Here is a 13539-nt window from a genome sequence, read left to right as displayed (position 1 = left end):
TCGCAAGGTGGGTTATCCACGCTACAGCTGATCATCCAAGAGAAAGAAATCCAATGCACGACGCAGGCAACATGCTTGAACGACTGGAGCGTTGGTATGCGGCTCAATGCAATGGAGATTGGGAACACACCTACGGCATAACGATCGAGACGTTGGACAATCCCGGCTGGAGCTTCAAGGTGGAGCTTAGAGATACCTATTTGTCCGGTTGGACTTTCGAAGAAATTGCCGAGCCTCAATCAAGTGATCACCGGGAGTTTTTCCATTGTCGCGTGAAGGACGATGTGTTCACGGGTATGTGCCCTCCCAATAGGCTCCGCGAAGTCATTTCGGTCTTCTTGCGCTGGGCCGAAACTTCTCCGGCGGAGCAGGTCGAAAATCCCGCAAGGTAGACCGGATGGTCCGGGCTACTTGGCCCGTCGGGCAAAACACCCGCCACCCCGTCAACCCCTCCCCACAAAAATATTCCACTTTACCGAAATTCGGAATTGCGGCATACATTGAAACAGCCCGGCCCGACGAAGAGGGGCGGTTCGCGAGTCGTTCGAAACGCGGGCCGGGTTGCGGTGGACGCGGCAGCGTCGGCACGAGCGGCTGAGGGCAGGGCGGATTGCTCTCCGTGAGCCCTAAGGCTTCGTGCGGACGACGGCGCTGCAAGGTTCGTCTCGCCAGCATTTTTCCGGCAACGTCGACAACGCCGGGAGATCATGCGGCGAACAAGCGAACCGTGCGTACGGCAAAACCGTGTGGTCCTGGCCGTCGTTGCTACGGTCAAGCTTTGGCGAAGGCGGCAGTCGCGTCAACCGGCGCGGTGCCGGCGAATTTCGCTGGAGCGAGGGAGGCCAGAACGAACTCGGCTCCCGGGAGGGCACGGCATAAGCCGTCCAACCATTGCGCAGGGAAGGCCGTGTGTTGGGCTTCGCCTGTATGCCGCTGTGCAGTCCTTTTGCGCTACATGCGCACAGCGGACCGTGGGTGCCAAGCCGGCACCCGGCCTTCCCTGCACCCTCTGTATTCAAAGGGGTGACGGAGAGAGCATAGCTCGGGCGGAATGCGCCGCGAGGACGCGAAGGCGTGTCTGCGATTTAGGATGCGGGTGTGTTGAAGCGCGATGCCTCTCCAATGTCGTCCTGGCGAAGGCCAGGACCCATTACCACAGGGTTTGGTTTGGTGGGCGGTACTAGCCGCGGAGTCTCAATCGATAGATCACGCGGTATGGGTCCTGGCTTTCGCCAGGACGACCCTGTGGTTTGCATGGGGCTTCAAGTTTGCGAGGCGAGCGTGCGGAGGCGCTGTGGCCTACACTTCCCGTCGGCTCAGGAACGCCAACCGCTCGAACAGATGCACGTCCTGCTCGTTCTTGAGCAGCGCGCCGTGCAGCGGCGGGATCAGCTTTCGCGGGTCGCGTTCCCTGAGCTGCTCGACGCTCATGTCTTCGTTGAGCAGCAGCTTGAGCCAGTCGAGCAGCTCGGAGGTGGAGGGCTTCTTCTTCAGGCCGGGCACCTCGCGGACCTCGAAGAAGATGCGCAAGGCTTCCTCGACCAGGCGCTTCTTGATGCCGGGGAAGTGGACGTCGACGATCCGGGTCATGGTGTCGGCGTCGGGGAACTTGATGTAGTGGAAGAAGCAGCGGCGCAGGAACGCGTCCGGTAGCTCCTTCTCGTTGTTGGAGGTGATCATCATGATCGGGCGCTGCTTCGCCTTGATCGTCTCGCCGGTCTCGTAGACATGGAATTCCATGCGGTCGAGCTCGAGCAGCAGGTCGTTCGGGAATTCGATGTCGGCCTTGTCGATCTCGTCGATCAGCAGCACCGGGCGCTGCTCGGCGGTGAAGGCGTCCCACAGCTTGCCGCGCTTGATGTAGTTCTTGATGTCGGACACCCGCGCATCGCCGAGCTGGCTGTCGCGCAGGCGCGACACCGCGTCGTATTCGTAGAGACCCTGCTGCGCCTTGGTGGTGGACTTGATGTGCCAGGTCAGAAGCGGGGCGTTCAGCGCCTTCGCAACTTCCTCCGCCAGCACCGTCTTGCCGGTGCCGGGCTCGCCCTTGATGAGCAGCGGACGCTCCAGCACGATCGAGGCATTGACGGCGACCTTGAGATCGTCGGTCGCAACATAGTCCTTGGTGCCGGTAAATTTCATCGCGCGTCCTTGTTGATCGTCGGCCCAGGCATCGCCCCGGTCGCGACATGGGAACGGCCGCGCGTGGCGGCCGTTCCTGGTTCGGTCAGGCTTTCAGACCCGTTTTATCAGCGAAAGGATGACGAGCACAATCACTGCGCCAATCGTGGCATCCACGATGGCCCCGACCGTGCCCGTTGCGAGCTGGATATGCAGCTGAGGCAGAATCCAGCTCGCCACGAGCGCGCCGATGATACCGACAACGATGTTGCCGATCAGTCCAAATCCCGCCCCATGGACAATCTTGCCGGCGAGCCAGCCGGCGATCGCGCCAATGATGAGCGCTGCGAGAATTCCCATTGCAAACGTCCCCAAAACAACCCCATGAGACCGCGAATTCTAGAGCAAAAAGCCTCCCGGTCCAGCGCAGAGCAGCGGCCTCCGCCCCTTGACGTTCGCCCCCCGACGGGCAATCTGTCACCCATGTTCCTGCAATTCTTCACTTCTCTGCGCGATGCGCAGGTCCCCGTGACGCTGCGCGAATACCTCACGCTGATGGAGGCGCTCGACGCCGATCTGGCGGACTACACGGTCGAGAACTTCTATTATCTGTCGCGCGCCTCGCTGGTGAAGGACGAGCGCAACCTCGACAAGTTCGACCGCGTCTTCGGCACCGTGTTCAAGGGGCTGGAAAGCCTGCTCGACGCGATGGAAGGCGCCGAGATCCCCGCGGAGTGGCTGAAGAAGCTCGCCGAGAAATACCTGACGGACGACGAGAAGAAGCAGATCGAGGCCATGGGCTGGGACAAGCTCATGGAGACCCTGAAGAAGCGCCTCGAGGAGCAGAAGGGCCGGCACCAAGGCGGAAGCAAGTGGATCGGCACCGCCGGCACCTCGCCGTTCGGCGCCCACGGTTACAATCCCGAAGGCGTCCGCATCGGCCAGGAGAAAAACCGCAACAACCGCGCCGTGAAGGTGTGGGACAAGCGCGAGTTCAAGGATCTCGACGGCAATGTCGAGCTCGGCATCCGCAACATCAAGGTGGCGCTGCGCCGCCTGCGCAAGTTCGCGCGCACCGGCGCGCCGGACGAGCTCGATCTCGACACCACCATCCGCGAGACCGCCAATCACGGCTATCTCGACGTCCACATGCGGCCCGAGCGGCGCAACGCCGTGAAGCTGCTGGTGTTCTTCGATATCGGCGGCTCGATGGACGCGCATATCGAGCAGGTCGAAGAGCTGTTCTCAGCGGCGAAGAGCGAGTTCAAGCATATGGAGTATTTCTACTTCCACAACTGCCTCTATGAAGGCGTGTGGAAGCAGAACAAGCGCCGTTTCACCGATCGCACCCCGACCTGGGACGTGCTGCATAAATACCCGCACGACTACAAGATCGTGTTCGTCGGCGACGCCTCGATGTCGCCTTACGAGATCATGGTGCCCGGCGGCTCGGTCGAACACGTCAACGAGGAGCCTGGCTCGGTCTGGCTCGACCGCATCATCCACACCTATCCGCATTCGGTGTGGCTGAACCCGGTCGCTCAGAAGCACTGGGACTATTCGGAATCCACCACCATCATCAAGCGCATCTTCGCCAACCGCATGTATCCGATCACGATTGAAGGTCTGGAAGGTGCGATGAAGGAATTGACGCACTAGCTCATGACGAGGCGCTCCATCGGCGATGGGACCGCGCTCCCTCCCCCGCTTGCGGGGGAGGGTCGGGGAGAGGGTCTCTCCACGGGCGACGCTTCCCTAGAGGAGAGAGCCCTCACCCGCGTCGCTTCGCTCCGCGACCTCTCCCGCAAGCGGAAGAGGTGACCACCGCCTCCGGCAGATCGCCTAGGATTGGCGACAGAACAAGAGGGAGAGCCACATGCCCCAGACCATCACCCGCGGCATCAAGGCGCTGATCGACGAGGCCAATGCCGAGATCGAGACGCTCACCGCCAAGGACGCCATCGAGATCTCCAAAAACGGCGACGTCGTCATCGTCGACATCCGCGATCCCCGCGAGATCGAGCGCGACGGCCGCATCCCCGGCGCGTTCGCCTGCACCCGCGGCATGCTCGAATTCTGGATTGATCCGCAGAGCCCGTATGCGAAGCCGGTGTTCCAGGAGGACAAGAAGTTCGTGTTCCACTGCGCCGGCGGCCTGCGCTCCGCGCTCGCCGCCAAGACCGCGCAGGACATGGGCCTCAAACCCGTCGCCCACATCGCCGGCGGCTACGCCGCCTGGCGCGACGCCGGCGGGCCGGTGGAGCAGTGGGAGCCGAAGAAGAAGGGCTGAGGGGTGTTTCGCCGTTGCTCCATCTCCGGCGTCATTCCCCGCGGAAGCGGGGAATCCAGTACGCCGCGGCCCTTCCGCTCAATCACTACCGCCTCTGGAATACTGGATCGCCCGGTCAAGCCGGACGATGACAGTGGAGTTTGCCGCGCCCTGCTTCAACCTCGCCCGCGCTGTGCGCGCGCCGGAATGACCACAAGGAAACGCCGATGACCACCGATCCCCTCGTCTCCACCGAATGGCTCGCCGCCCACATCGACGACACCAACGTCAAGGTGATCGACGCCAGCTTCAAGCTGCCGGGCGTGCTGCCATTGCCGAAGGATGATTATCTCGCCGCGCATCTGCCGGGCGCGGTGTTCTTCGACGTCGATGCGGTCTCGGACCATTCCAACCCGCTGCCGCACATGTATCCGAGCGCCGAGCAGTTCGGCCGTGACGTCGGCAATCTCGGCATCTCCAATGCCGACACCGTGGTGATTTACGATGCCGGCGGCTGGGTCGCAGCGCCGCGCGCGTGGTGGATGTTCCTGTCCTACGGCCACAGCAATGTGCGCATCCTCAACGGCGGCCTGAAGAAGTGGCGTGCCGAAGGGCGTGCGACCGAGACTGGCGAGACGAAGCCTAGGCCTGCGACCTTCAAGGCGAGCTACGATTCAAAACGCGTGCGCAGCATGCAGCAGCTGATCGGCAACGTCGCAAGCCACGCCGAGCAGGTGATCGACGCGCGCGCTGCCGATCGCTTCGAAGGCCGCGCGCCCGAGCCGCGTCCGGGCATCCGCTCCGGCCACATCCCCGGCGCCCGCAACGTGCCCTACAATCTGCTGTTCGATGCCGCGACCGGAACGATGAAGCCGCTCGACGATCTCCGCGCCGCCTTCACGAACGCCGGCGTCAAGCTCGATGCGCCGATCGTGACGAGCTGCGGCTCCGGCGTCTCTGCCGGTGTGCTGACGCTGGCGCTCTATCGCCTCGGCATCACCGACACCGCGCTCTATGACGGCTCATGGTCGGAATGGGGTCAGGCCGGCGGCCCGCCGGTCGCGACCGGGCCGGCATGAGCTGCCCGACTGTTGCCGCGCTGAAGGTGCGCTCCCTCGCCCCGCTCTTGCGGGAAGAGGTGAAGCGTCAGCGCGTGCGGGTGGTCGTAGTGAAGGTCTGCTGCTGCCCAAACGGGTCGAGCTGCTGCTGGAGTTGCTGAGGCGGGGGGCGCCGCACCACGCGGTGCCGCTTCTTCGCCTTCGCCTGCCGCTTGGTCGCCTTGCTCTCCGGCACGCTGGCGGCGGCCTTGCCCTTCGCCGGCGGATCCTTCCAGGCGGTGGTCGTGGGGTCGTTCAGCGCGGCCACCTTGGCCGAGGCAATATCGAGCGCGGAGGAAGCGAGGGCGGCACTGGGATCGGCCGGGGCCGGCGCGCTGGCGCTCGCGACAGCGGCTGGCTTGGTCTCGGGGATCGATGCCGTGGTGTCGGCCGGGGTGAGCGTGTCGGCGGGAGCTGGCGCTGCGGCATCCGTCGTCGCCTCGGCCGGGACGTCGGCCGGAGGTGCAACGACCTGCGGCTGAACGTCGGTCGCGGTCGTCAGCGCCACGACCTGCTCGGGCTCGCTCGCTGGCAATCCGATCGTCGGCACCTGGTCACGCAGCGACGGCGTGGGCTCGGCCGCCTCCGGCTCGGCGCGGAGTGCCGCGAGCACCGGCTGGGCCGGCTCGGGAGCTTGCGCAAACACCTGCTCCTGCGGACCGTTCCGCCAGGAGGGGTTGCTGACATACTGCTCATGGGTCGCGCGCAGCAGCGCGGCGGCGCCCAGGCCGAACACCAGGATGGAGGCTGACAGCAGGATCGCGGCAAACAGGAAGCGAAAGCCGGGAAGCATCGAGGGATTGCGAATTTCCGCCCCGGCGGCGAAGTGGCCAGGGCCCATGAGCCATCTGAACGCGGTGACGGTACTGCTTGCCGCGTTCGCCACGCGGGGATCGAAGCTCAAAGCGGAGGCGAATCAGGCTGATTCGAACATACCGCAACGATTCCGCGCCGTTCCGCAAAAAATGGAGCCGGCGACTGGCGATCTCAGGCGTGCGTTGATTTTCGTCCCGTGATGCAACGGGGCAACGGTAGTCTTAACGGTAGTCTTGCGGATCACAAATCGGCAAATCAGGCACAAATCAGCCTGTAATGTCTTGAATGTGCCGCTATCTTCGGTCATCTGGCCGTTAATGGTCCGGACGGGGCCCGGGGACTATACAAGAGCGATGATGATCAAACATTTTCTGACGATATGCGCTGCCGCAACAGTCGCTGCGGCGGGAACCTCGCTCGCACAGGCTCAGAGCTATCCGGTCCAGCAGGCCCCGGGCTATGGCGCGCCGGCCGAATATCGGCCCGGCGACCGCACGCCGAATTTCGACGCGCTGGAAGATGACGACGACGCGATGCCGCAGGCGGCGCTGCCGCCGCCTGGTCCGGACCCGCGCTACGGCCGTCCGGCTGGTCCTCCGGTCTATTCGGCTGCTCCGCCGCAGGGCCCGGTGATGTCGCCGGATGATCCCCGTTATGGACGTCCCGCAGGCGCCCCCGTCTACTCAGCCGCGCCGCCGCAGGGTCCCGTGACGTCGCCCGACGATCCCCGCTACGGTCGCCCCGCCGGTCCGCCCGCGGTGATCTACGCCGATCGTCCGGGCCAGGCGCCCGGTAGCGACGGCCTGCGTCCGCCGGAGGCCGTTGGTGGTCCCGCCGCGACCGGAACGGTCCAGGCTGGTCAGCCCCCCGTTGGCGCCGATGGCCGGCCGATGTCGATCGCCTCGCTGCCGCCCGAGGAGCAGCCCGACGCCGCTCCGGCGCAGTTGCCGCAGAACCTGCGCCGTCAGGAGGTCTCGCTCGCGACCAAGGAGCCGGCCGGAACGCTCATCGTCGATACCCCGAATACCTATCTCTATTACGTGCTCGGTAACGGCCGTGCGGTCCGCTACGGCGTTCGCGTCGGCCGCGATGGCTTCACCTGGACCGGCGTGCAGAAGATCACCCGCAAGGCCGAGTGGCCGGATTGGCATCCGCCGACGGAGATGATCGAGCGCCAGCCCTATCTGCCGCGCTTCATGGCCGGCGGCCCCGGCAATCCGCTCGGCGCCCGCGCGATGTATCTCGGCTCGACCGTCTACCGCATCCACGGCACCAACCAGCCCTCGACGATCGGCAAGTTCGTGTCCTCCGGCTGCATCGGCATGCTGAACGAGGACGTCTCCGACCTGTTCGATCGCGTCAAGGTCGGCACCCGCGTGGTGGTGATGCCGGGTGGCCCGCCACCGGGAACGGCGACTGCCTCCGCTGCGCCCATCCCCGGCGCCGCTGGTCCGGCTCCGATGGCCGCCCAGGCCGGTCCGGTCGGGGGCACCCAGCCGACGGTGGTGCCGCCGCTGCCCGCGCCGGTCACCGTGCGCTGAACCGGCCTTGCAGGAATTGATCTGATTACGGCGCGTGAACTTCGGTCACGCGCCGTAATCATTTGACGCATGCGCGCATGCCTTACTTGCGCATGCCTTACTTGAACGGCTCCGCACCTCGATTACGTCCAAGAGGATTGCAACGAATTGAGGAGCACAGGATGCGCATCTTTGTTGCGGGCGCGACCGGCGCGGTCGGTCAGTATCTTGTTCCGGCGCTGGTCGCCGCGGGTCATTCCGTGATTGGCACGACACGGAGTGCGGCAAAAACAGACTTTGTGCGTCGATTGGGTGCGGAGCCGGTCGTCGCCGACGGCCTCGATGCCGACAGCATGCGCGCTGCGGTGATTGCGGCAAAGCCCGACGCGGTCATCCACCAGATGACAGATCTCGCGGCCGCCACAGACCTCCGGCATTTCGATCGGGCTTTCGCGCGAACCAACGAGCTCCGCACGCGCGGAACCGACATTCTGCTCAACGCCGCACGCGAGGCCGGCGCCAAGCGCTTCATAGCGCAAAGCTTCTGCGGCTGGACCTTCAGTCGCGCCGGGGGAATGGTGAAGACCGAGGCCGATGAACTCGACCCGCATCCGCCGCAAGAGCTGCGACGCACGCTCGAGGCAATCCAGTATCTGGAGCGAAGCGTCACCGCATCAACCAAGCCGGAGGGCATCGTGCTGCGCTATGGATTCTTCTATGGACCCGGCACCGGTACGCTCTCGCCGGCGATGATCGACCAGCTGCGCCACCGGCGTGTGCCAGTGATCGGCGATGGCGGCGGCACGTGGTCGTTCATTCACACCGAAGATGCCGCCTCTGCCACGCTTGCCGCGGTTGAACGCGGACGCGCTGGCAGCATCTACAACATCGTCGACGATCATCCGGCGCAGGTGAAGAATTGGTTGCCCGCGCTGGCCGAACTGCTTGGCGCCAAGCCGCCGCGTCACATTCCCGCCTGGCTCGGGCGCCTGCTTGCGGGCGAGCATATGGTTGCGATGATGACAGAGGTGCGCGGAGCATCCAACGACAAGGCAAAGCGCGAGCTCGGCTGGCTGCCGGCGCATGCCTCCTGGCGCGACGGCTTTGCCGATGCGGCAAGGCAGCCCACCAGCCACCGCTCGGCGGCCTGAGGCTTCAGGCCAGCTTCCGCGGCAGCTCGCCGCCCTTGGTGAAGGCGTCGATCGCCTCGACCATCTGGCCGTAGTGGATGCGCAAGCCGTCCTCGGTGGCGTAGCCGAGATGCGGCGTCAGCACGAGATTGTCGAGTTTGCGGAAGGGATGGTCCGTCGGCAGCGGCTCGACCGAGAACACGTCGATGCCGGCGCCTGCAATCCTCTTCTGCTGCAACGCCTCGAGCAGCGCCTGCTCGTCCACGATCGGCCCGCGCGCGGTGTTGACGAGGAAGGCCGTCGGCTTCATCCGCGCGAGATCGTCGCGGCCGACCAGCCCGCGCGAGCGATCGCTCAGCACCACGTGGATGGTGATGATGTCGGCCTTGGCGAACAGCTCGTCCTTGGTGGCGTAGCCGACGCCGGCATCCTTGCACTTCTCCGGCGTCAGGTTCGGGCTCCAGGCGATCACGTTCATGCCGAACGCCTTCGCGATGCCCGCCATCTTGTTGCCGAGCTTGCCGAGCCCGACGATGCCGAGCGTCAGCCCCTCGATCTCGACGCCGGCAAAGGTCTGCCAGGGCGCGCCCGCATGCATGCGCGCGTTCTCGCGGCCGATGCCGCGGGTCAGTTCCAGGATCAGGCCCATGGCGAGTGGCGCGGTCGGATCGCGCGAATATTGCGTGCCGCCGATCGTGACGCCACGCGCCTTCGCGGCCTCGATGTCAATCGAGGCGTTGCGCATGCCTGATGTCAGCAGCAGCTTCAGCTTCGGCAAGCTCTCGAACAGGCTCTTGGGGAACGGTGTGCGCTCGCGCATCGCGCAGACGATCTCGAAATCGGCGAGCGCGCTGGCCGCGGCCTGTTCCGAGGCGAAGGGATGGCTGAACACGGTGACGTCGACGCGGTCGGACAGCCTTTGCCAGTCGGCGACGTCGAGGGAGAGGTTGAAATAGTCGTCGAGAATTGCACAGCGCAGCCGCGTCATCGGCGTTCATCCATGGCGAGAGGTGGAACCAAGCCATGGTTGCGCGCAATCAGGACCCTGCGCAAGCCGTTCGCGTCTTCAAAAATCCGACAGGGGATAAGGGCTCAGAGGTCGCGGGACTTGAGCCGGAACGGCGCATTCATGCCGTGCTTGGCGCGCCAGGCGGGGCCGGGGCCGCGCATGTAATGCAGTTCGGGCCGGTAGGGGTTGAAAGCGGTGACGAAGAAGCGCTTCCAGAAGCCCCGGATCTCCGAGACGAACGCGGGCGCGTTCCCGGTGTCTACCGGAACGGGAAGAGAATTGGTCTCGATCATGGCCATGACGCTGTCTCGCTGTGCTCCCGTTCATTCTGAGCGGGTGGCGCTGTTTCCGCGCGAAGCCGAGCTTTGGCCTGATTTATTAAAAGATGGTTTCAATTGTCCGGATCGGCGGCGGGATGGTGTCCGTCCCGTATTCATCCGTGGTGAACGGAGGGAAAACATTGCCCTTTGGGGGCGGGATCGCTACATCGGCGGCAAGCAAATTTCCTCAAATCGAAGGTTTTCGGGACCGATGGCGCGCCAGTTCATCTATTTCATGCAGGGCCTGACCAAGAGCTACCCGACCCGGAAGGTGCTCGATAACATCCATCTGAGCTTCTACCCGGACGCCAAGATCGGCGTGCTCGGTGTCAACGGCTCGGGCAAGTCGACGCTGCTCAAGATCATGGCCGGCCTCGACAAGGAGTACAACGGCGAGGCCTGGGTCGCCCAGGGCGCCCGCGTCGGCTATCTCGAGCAGGAGCCGCATCTCGATCCGACGCTGAGCGTGCGCGAGAACGTCATGCTGGGCGTCGCCAAGCAGAAGGCCATCCTCGATCGCTACAATGAGCTGGCGATGAATTATTCCGAGGAGACTGCCGACGAGATGACCAAGCTGCAGGACGAGATCGAGGCCCAGGGCCTCTGGGATCTCGACAGCAAGGTCGACCAGGCCATGGACGCGCTGCGCTGCCCGCCCGACGATGCCGACGTGTCGAAACTCTCCGGCGGCGAGCGCCGCCGCGTCGCGCTGTGCAAGCTGCTGCTCGACCAGCCCGAACTCCTGCTGCTCGACGAGCCGACCAACCATCTCGACGCGGAGTCGGTGTCGTGGCTGGAAGGTCACCTGCGCAACTATCCCGGCGCGATCCTGATCGTCACCCATGATCGCTACTTCCTCGACAACGTCACGAGCTGGATCCTCGAGCTCGATCGCGGCAAGGGCATTCCCTACGAGGGCAATTACTCGTCCTGGCTGCAGCAGAAGCAGAAGCGGCTCGAGCAGGAGGGCCGCGAGGACGCCGCGCATCAGAAGACGCTGGCCCGCGAGCAGGAATGGATCGCGTCCTCGCCGAAAGCCCGCCAGGCCAAATCCAAGGCGCGCTATCAGCGCTATGACGAACTGCTGAAACAGGCGAGCGAAAAGCAGACACAGACCGCGCAGATCACGATTCCAGTGGCCGAGCGACTCGGTCAGAACGTGGTCGACTTCGAAGCCCTCAGCAAAGGTTTCGGCGATCGCATGCTGATCGACGATCTCACTTTCAAGCTGCCGCCCGGCGGTATCGTCGGCGTGATCGGCGCCAACGGCGCCGGCAAGACCACGCTGTTCAGGATGATCACCAAGCAGGAAGAGCCGGACAAGGGCACCATCACGGTCGGCGAGAGCGTTCATCTCGGTTACGTCGACCAGTCGCGCGACGCGCTCGATGGCAGCAAGAACGTGTGGGAGGAGATCTCCGGCGGCAACGAGCTGATCCTGCTCGGCAAGAGGGAAGTCAATTCACGCGGCTATTGTTCGTCGTTCAACTTCAAGGGCGCCGACCAGCAGAAGAAAGTCGGCGCGCTCTCGGGCGGTGAACGCAATCGCGTGCATCTGGCAAAAATGCTGAAGTCCGGCTCGAACGTGCTGCTGCTCGACGAGCCGACCAACGATCTCGACGTCGACACCCTGCGAGCGCTCGAAGAGGCGCTGGAGGATTTCGCCGGCTGCGCCGTCATCATCAGCCATGATCGCTGGTTTCTCGATCGCATCGCGACCCACATCCTGGCCTTCGAAGGCGACAGCCATGTCGAATGGTTCGAGGGCAACTTCCAGGACTACGAGAAGGACAAGATGCGCCGTCTCGGCCAGGACAGCATCATTCCGCATCGCGTGAAGTACAAGAAGCTGACGCGGTGACCTCACTATGATGCGGCGGGCGCTCATAGCTGCGGTGATCGCTATCACCTGTGGCCTGTCGCCCGCCCGCGCCGCCGACGCCGCCTTCACGCAATTCATCGCCTCGCTCTGGCCGGAAGCGCAGGCCGCGGGCGTGTCGCGCGCGACGTTCGAGCAAGAGACGCGCGGGCTCGAGCCTGATTACAAGCTGCCCGATCTGATCCTGCCGGGGCGGCCCGCAACGGGTGCGCCGTCGCAGGCGGAGTTCGTGCAGGTGCCGGCCGACTACGTCAGGGAAGCCTCGATCGCGCGGCTTGCGGGCGAGGGGCAGCGGCTGCTGCAAAAATATCGTCAGGCGCTGACCGAGATCGAGAAGAACTCCGGCGTGCCCGCCACCGTCATGCTGGCGATCTGGGGCCGCGAGACCGATTACGGCCGCTACACGCTGCCTTACGATCTCGTGCGCGTGCTGGCGACGCAGGCCTATGTCGGCCGCCGCAAGGACACCTATCGCAACGAGTTCATCCTCTCGCTGAAAATTCTCGGTGAGGGCGTGGTGACGCGGAAAGACATGCGCGCGTCCTGGGCTGGCGCCACCGGGCTCACGCAGTTCCTGCCGTCGGAATATTACAAGCACGGCGTCGATTTCGATCGTGACGGCCGCATCGACATCTGGCATTCGGTGCCGGATGCGCTGGCTTCCGCCGCGCAACAGCTCGTCAACAAAGGCTGGCAGAGCGGCGTGCGCTGGGCTTACGAGGTGCAGGCACCGGCCAAGGTCGATTGCACCGCCGGCGTGCCCGAGGTGACGAAGCCGATCGGCCAGTGGCTGCGCGAAGGCTTTGTGCCGGTGCGCGGACAAAAGCTCACTGACGCGGAGCAGGCACAGCCGGCCTCGCTGCTGCAACCGGAAGGCATCTACGGCCCGTCCTTCCTGACAACGAAGAACTACTTCGTCATCAAGGAATACAATTTCTCCGATCTCTACGTGCTGTTCGTCGGTCATCTCGGCGACCGCATGACGAGCCCGCAGCCGTTCGCGACGCAGTGGTCGGCCTCGAAGCAATTGCGAACCAAGGATGTCGAGGCGATGCAGCGCGGGCTCACGCGCGTCGGGCTCTACAAGGACAAGATCGACGGCAAGGCCGGCATGCAGACGCGCGCCGCGCTCGGCGCCTACCAGAAGTCCGCAGGCCTCAAGGTCGATTGCTGGCCGAGCGAAGAGGTGTTGCGCTCGATCCAGGCGGCGCGATAGCGAGCCGCAGCTCTTCGCCAAAGAAAAAGCCCGGCCGAGGTGCTCGGCCGGGCTTCGATCGCGGCGCTCATGAACGCCGTGCGATCAGATCAGTAGCAAACGCGAACCGGGCGGACGGTCCAGCCGTAGCCATCCCAGTAGCGCTGACGCTGCCAGTAGCAG

The 13539-nt window shown here is 64.5% G+C and carries 14 protein-coding genes; 9 read left to right on the top strand and 5 right to left on the bottom strand.

Going from position 1 to position 13539, the window contains the following annotated elements; translation table 11 throughout:
* The first annotated feature begins 53 nt into the window (after positions 1-53).
* Positions 54-392: an immunity 53 family protein gene (locus QCM77_RS09885; protein ID WP_279659557.1), complete on the top strand. Its 339-nt coding sequence runs from the start codon at positions 54-56 to the stop codon at positions 390-392.
* A 907-nt stretch (positions 393-1299) separates the two neighbouring features.
* Here QCM77_RS09885 and QCM77_RS09880 read toward each other — a convergent pair.
* Entirely contained in the window at positions 1300-2142 is an 843-nt protein-coding gene (locus QCM77_RS09880) for an AAA family ATPase (RefSeq protein WP_007600695.1), read from the bottom strand.
* Positions 2143-2235: 93 nt separating this feature from the next.
* On the bottom strand, positions 2236-2481 hold the full coding sequence (locus tag QCM77_RS09875; RefSeq protein ID WP_007613712.1) for a GlsB/YeaQ/YmgE family stress response membrane protein: 246 nt from the start codon (positions 2479-2481) through the stop codon (positions 2236-2238).
* A gap of 123 nt (positions 2482-2604) precedes the next feature.
* Between QCM77_RS09875 and QCM77_RS09870 the strand changes: the two genes are divergently transcribed.
* The 3 genes from QCM77_RS09870 to sseA all read left to right on the top strand — a co-directional run bounded on the left by QCM77_RS09870 (position 2605) and on the right by sseA (position 5469).
* Positions 2605-3780, top strand: a complete 1176-nt coding sequence (locus QCM77_RS09870; protein WP_279659558.1) for a vWA domain-containing protein — start codon at positions 2605-2607, stop codon at positions 3778-3780.
* A gap of 217 nt (positions 3781-3997) precedes the next feature.
* The gene (locus QCM77_RS09865) at positions 3998-4411 is read left to right on the top strand and encodes a rhodanese-like domain-containing protein (RefSeq protein ID WP_007613708.1); all 414 of its coding nucleotides are present in this window, start codon (positions 3998-4000) and stop codon (positions 4409-4411) included.
* A 206-nt stretch (positions 4412-4617) separates the two neighbouring features.
* Positions 4618-5469 carry a 3-mercaptopyruvate sulfurtransferase gene (gene sseA, locus QCM77_RS09860; protein ID WP_279659559.1) on the top strand — a complete coding sequence of 284 codons (852 nt, stop codon included), beginning with the start codon at positions 4618-4620 and terminating at the stop codon, positions 5467-5469.
* Between the two features lie 67 nt (positions 5470-5536).
* On the opposite strand, the gene QCM77_RS09855 is transcribed toward sseA, so the two are convergent.
* Complete coding sequence (locus QCM77_RS09855) at positions 5537-6328, bottom strand: hypothetical protein (protein WP_279683179.1); 792 nt, start codon at positions 6326-6328, stop codon at positions 5537-5539.
* Between QCM77_RS09855 and QCM77_RS09850 the strand changes: the two genes are divergently transcribed.
* The 3 genes from QCM77_RS09850 (at position 6327) to QCM77_RS09840 (ending at position 8974) form a co-directional block, all read left to right on the top strand.
* Complete coding sequence (locus tag QCM77_RS09850; RefSeq protein WP_279683177.1) at positions 6327-6503, top strand: hypothetical protein; 177 nt, start codon at positions 6327-6329, stop codon at positions 6501-6503. The genes QCM77_RS09855 and QCM77_RS09850 overlap by 2 nt on opposite strands.
* A 156-nt stretch (positions 6504-6659) precedes the next feature.
* Positions 6660-7844 carry a L,D-transpeptidase gene (locus tag QCM77_RS09845; RefSeq protein WP_279683175.1) on the top strand — a complete coding sequence of 395 codons (1185 nt, stop codon included), beginning with the start codon at positions 6660-6662 and terminating at the stop codon, positions 7842-7844.
* Between the two features lie 161 nt (positions 7845-8005).
* A complete protein-coding gene (locus tag QCM77_RS09840) occupies positions 8006-8974 on the top strand; it encodes an NAD-dependent epimerase/dehydratase family protein (protein ID WP_279683173.1) in 969 nt (322 codons plus the stop codon).
* A gap of 4 nt (positions 8975-8978) precedes the next feature.
* On the opposite strand, the gene QCM77_RS09835 is transcribed toward QCM77_RS09840, so the two are convergent.
* Together QCM77_RS09835 and QCM77_RS09830 are read right to left on the bottom strand one after the other, a co-directional pair.
* A complete protein-coding gene (locus tag QCM77_RS09835; RefSeq protein WP_279659563.1) occupies positions 8979-9941 on the bottom strand; it encodes a D-2-hydroxyacid dehydrogenase family protein in 963 nt (320 codons plus the stop codon).
* 104 nt (positions 9942-10045) lie between these two features.
* Positions 10046-10261 carry a hypothetical protein gene (locus tag QCM77_RS09830; RefSeq protein ID WP_279659564.1) on the bottom strand — a complete coding sequence of 72 codons (216 nt, stop codon included), beginning with the start codon at positions 10259-10261 and terminating at the stop codon, positions 10046-10048.
* A 232-nt stretch (positions 10262-10493) separates the two neighbouring features.
* Here QCM77_RS09830 and ettA point away from each other — a divergent pair, with 232 nt between their 5' ends.
* Entirely contained in the window at positions 10494-12143 is a 1650-nt protein-coding gene (gene ettA / locus QCM77_RS09825; protein WP_279659565.1) for an energy-dependent translational throttle protein EttA, read from the top strand.
* Positions 12144-12150: 7 nt separating this feature from the next.
* A complete protein-coding gene (locus QCM77_RS09820) occupies positions 12151-13377 on the top strand; it encodes a lytic murein transglycosylase (RefSeq protein WP_279659566.1) in 1227 nt (408 codons plus the stop codon).
* Positions 13378-13539 lie beyond the last annotated feature (162 nt).

Source organism: Bradyrhizobium nivariense (assembly GCF_029846695.2).
Lineage (GTDB): Bacteria > Pseudomonadota > Alphaproteobacteria > Rhizobiales > Xanthobacteraceae > Bradyrhizobium.
Note: the sequence above shows the minus strand (reverse complement) of the source record. Positions and strands in the feature narration are given on the sequence as shown.

Coding starts and splice junctions, on each gene's coding strand:
- QCM77_RS09885 (WP_279659557.1), top strand. CDS start 54: ATGCACGACGCAGGCAACATGCTTGAACGACTGGAGCGTTGGTATGCG.
- QCM77_RS09880 (WP_007600695.1), bottom strand. CDS start 2,142: ATGAAATTTACCGGCACCAAGGACTATGTTGCGACCGACGATCTCAAG.
- QCM77_RS09875 (WP_007613712.1), bottom strand. CDS start 2,481: ATGGGAATTCTCGCAGCGCTCATCATTGGCGCGATCGCCGGCTGGCTC.
- QCM77_RS09870 (WP_279659558.1), top strand. CDS start 2,605: ATGTTCCTGCAATTCTTCACTTCTCTGCGCGATGCGCAGGTCCCCGTG.
- QCM77_RS09865 (WP_007613708.1), top strand. CDS start 3,998: ATGCCCCAGACCATCACCCGCGGCATCAAGGCGCTGATCGACGAGGCC.
- sseA (WP_279659559.1), top strand. CDS start 4,618: ATGACCACCGATCCCCTCGTCTCCACCGAATGGCTCGCCGCCCACATC.
- QCM77_RS09850 (WP_279683177.1), top strand. CDS start 6,327: ATGAGCCATCTGAACGCGGTGACGGTACTGCTTGCCGCGTTCGCCACG.
- QCM77_RS09855 (WP_279683179.1), bottom strand. CDS start 6,328: ATGGGCCCTGGCCACTTCGCCGCCGGGGCGGAAATTCGCAATCCCTCG.
- QCM77_RS09845 (WP_279683175.1), top strand. CDS start 6,660: ATGATCAAACATTTTCTGACGATATGCGCTGCCGCAACAGTCGCTGCG.
- QCM77_RS09840 (WP_279683173.1), top strand. CDS start 8,006: ATGCGCATCTTTGTTGCGGGCGCGACCGGCGCGGTCGGTCAGTATCTT.
- QCM77_RS09835 (WP_279659563.1), bottom strand. CDS start 9,941: ATGACGCGGCTGCGCTGTGCAATTCTCGACGACTATTTCAACCTCTCC.
- QCM77_RS09830 (WP_279659564.1), bottom strand. CDS start 10,261: ATGGCCATGATCGAGACCAATTCTCTTCCCGTTCCGGTAGACACCGGG.
- ettA (WP_279659565.1), top strand. CDS start 10,494: ATGGCGCGCCAGTTCATCTATTTCATGCAGGGCCTGACCAAGAGCTAC.
- QCM77_RS09820 (WP_279659566.1), top strand. CDS start 12,151: ATGATGCGGCGGGCGCTCATAGCTGCGGTGATCGCTATCACCTGTGGC.